General features: G+C 75.5%; 2 protein-coding genes. Both read right to left on the bottom strand.

The window, feature by feature from the left end:
• Positions 1–300 precede the first annotated feature (300 nt).
• The gene (locus CCN29_RS34400; RefSeq protein ID WP_086686352.1) at positions 301–1,470 is read right to left on the bottom strand and encodes a serine hydrolase domain-containing protein; all 1,170 of its coding nucleotides are present in this window, start codon (positions 1,468–1,470) and stop codon (positions 301–303) included.
• On the bottom strand, positions 1,431–2,215 hold a 785-nt coding region (locus CCN29_RS34395), incomplete at its 5' end, for an MFS transporter (RefSeq protein ID WP_107481777.1). The genes CCN29_RS34395 and CCN29_RS34400, both read right to left, overlap by 40 nt.

Raw genomic sequence — 2,215 nt, 5'->3', positions numbered from 1 at the left:
GCGCGAACGCGGGCGCGGACCCGCGGCTCCACTACGGACGGGGCGCACAGGGACGCGGGCCTGCGGCTCAGCCGCGAGCGCCTGACCCCCGGCGACCCGACCCACGCGGGCGGGCAGCGTGCCCGCGCGAACGCGGGCGCGGACCCGCGGCTCCGGCGCGGCCGAAGGCGCGCGGGGCGCGGGGCGGCCGTAGTGGCCGGACGAGGTGTGCGTCGCGCGGTCCCCAGCCATCAGCGACCGCCACCGGGGCGGCGCCCCGCGTCTCCCCCGTGGGGGGGGACGCCCCGCACGCGAGGCCCCTCATCTCCCCCGTACCGCCCGTGCCATCCGTGTCGCCGCCTCCGCCCTCGGGGTGCTGTCCGGTGGGGTGGGGCGGCGGGGGTGGACCGTGTTGGCGAGGAGGACCACGAAGGTGTCCGTCGCTCGGTCGAGGACCAATGACGTGCCGGTGAAGCCGCAGTGGCCCGCGGCGCCGTGGCCCGACAGGGCGCCCATGAAGTAGGGGCGGTCGACGGCGAAGCCGAGGCCCGGGGGGCGGAGCATCAGGTCGACGTGGTCCGGGCCGAGGACGCGGGCCGGACCGTACGCGCCGCCCGCCAGCAGGGTGCGGCAGAAGACCGCCAGGTCGCCGGCCGTGGAGAAGAGGCCGGCGTGGCCGGCGACCCCGCCCAGCGCCCAGGCATTCTCGTCGTGCACCTCGCCCCGCAGCATCCCCCGGTCCGCCTTGGCCCAGGGCCGCCGCTGGTCCTCGGTCGCCGCGGCCGGCGGGCACGGCCCGAACCCGGTCGCGTCCATGCCGAGCGGCCGGGTGATGCCGTCACGGATCAGGACGTCGAGGGTGCGCCCGGTGAGCCGCTCCAGGACGTGCTGGAGGAGCAGCATGTTCAGGTCGGAGTAGCGGTACGTGCCGGGCGCGGCGGCCGGCCGTTCCGCGCGCAGCAGCGCCAGGCGTTCCGTGTCGTCGGCGCAGTCGTACAGGGGCAGTTCGGGGCGCAGCCCGGAGGTGTGGGTGAGGAGCTGGCGCACGGTGATGCCGTGCCGTACGGCGGCCGTGAAGTCCGGCAGGTACGTGCCGACGCGCGCGTCGAGTCCCAGCGTGCCGCGCTCGATCTGCTGCACGGCGGCCACCGAGGTGAACAGCTTGGTGACGGAGGCCAGGTCGAACGGGGTGTCCACGGTCATCGGCACCCGCCGCTCCGGCGGCAGTTCGACGGGCGCGCCCGTGTGCTCGTCGCAGCCGGAGTACCGCACCGCCCAGCCCGCCGCCTCCTCGACGGCGATCACCGGCCCGCGTCCGGCGACCACCACCGCGCCCGCCGCCCAGGGCCGCGGCCCCTCGGTGCGGGCGCGGACCTCCTGGACCAGGCGCCGCAGTTCACCGGCGTCCAGCCCGGCCCGTTCAGGGGTGCCCCGGCGCAGTCGCGGGGTGCTCAGACGCCCCCGCCCTTCATGCTCGTCCCGCTCTTCCACGGGCGGCACATTCCCAGGAAGCAGGCCGTCGCCACCAGGGCGGAGGCCAGCTGGACGACGGCCATCGGGACGGCGGTGTCCTCGCCGGCGATGCCGACCAGGGGGGTGACCACGGCGGCGACGAGGAAGGAGGTGGTGCCGAGCAGGGCCGAGGCGGAGCCCGCGGAGTGCTTGGTGCGCAGCAGGGCGAGGGTCTGGGTGTTGGGCATGGTGATGCCCATCGCGGACATCAGCACGAACAGCGCGACGGCCACGGGCACCAGCCCGGTCTCGCCGAACACGCCCAGCGACAACAGCAGCAGCGCCGTCGCCGCGACGAGCACGACGGCCAGTCCGACGCCGAGCACCCGGTCCAGCCGGACCCGTCCGACGAGCACCTTGCCGTTGACCTGCCCCATCACCATCAGCCCGACGGAGTTGACCGCGAACAGCAGGCTGAAGGTCTGCGGGGAGGCGCCGTAGATTTCCTGGATGACGAACGGGGACGCCGACACGTAGGCGAAGAGGGAGGCGAAGGCGAAGCCGCCGGCCAGGGTGTAGCCGGTGAAGACCCGGTCGGCGAGCAGCCGGCGCATCGCGCCGAGGGTCTCGCCCACTCCCCCGTCGTGCCGGTCGGCGGGCGCGAGCGTCTCCGGGAGTTTCACCCACACCACGGCGCCCAGCAGCACCCCGATGACGGCGAGGACGACGAACACGCCCCGCCAGTCGGTCACCCGCAGGATCTGCCCGCCGACCGGCACGACGG

It is taken from the genome of Streptomyces pseudogriseolus, from assembly GCA_002154585.1.
Taxonomy (GTDB): domain Bacteria; phylum Actinomycetota; class Actinomycetes; order Streptomycetales; family Streptomycetaceae; genus Streptomyces; species Streptomyces pseudogriseolus.
Note: the sequence above shows the minus strand (reverse complement) of the source record. Positions and strands in the feature narration are given on the sequence as shown.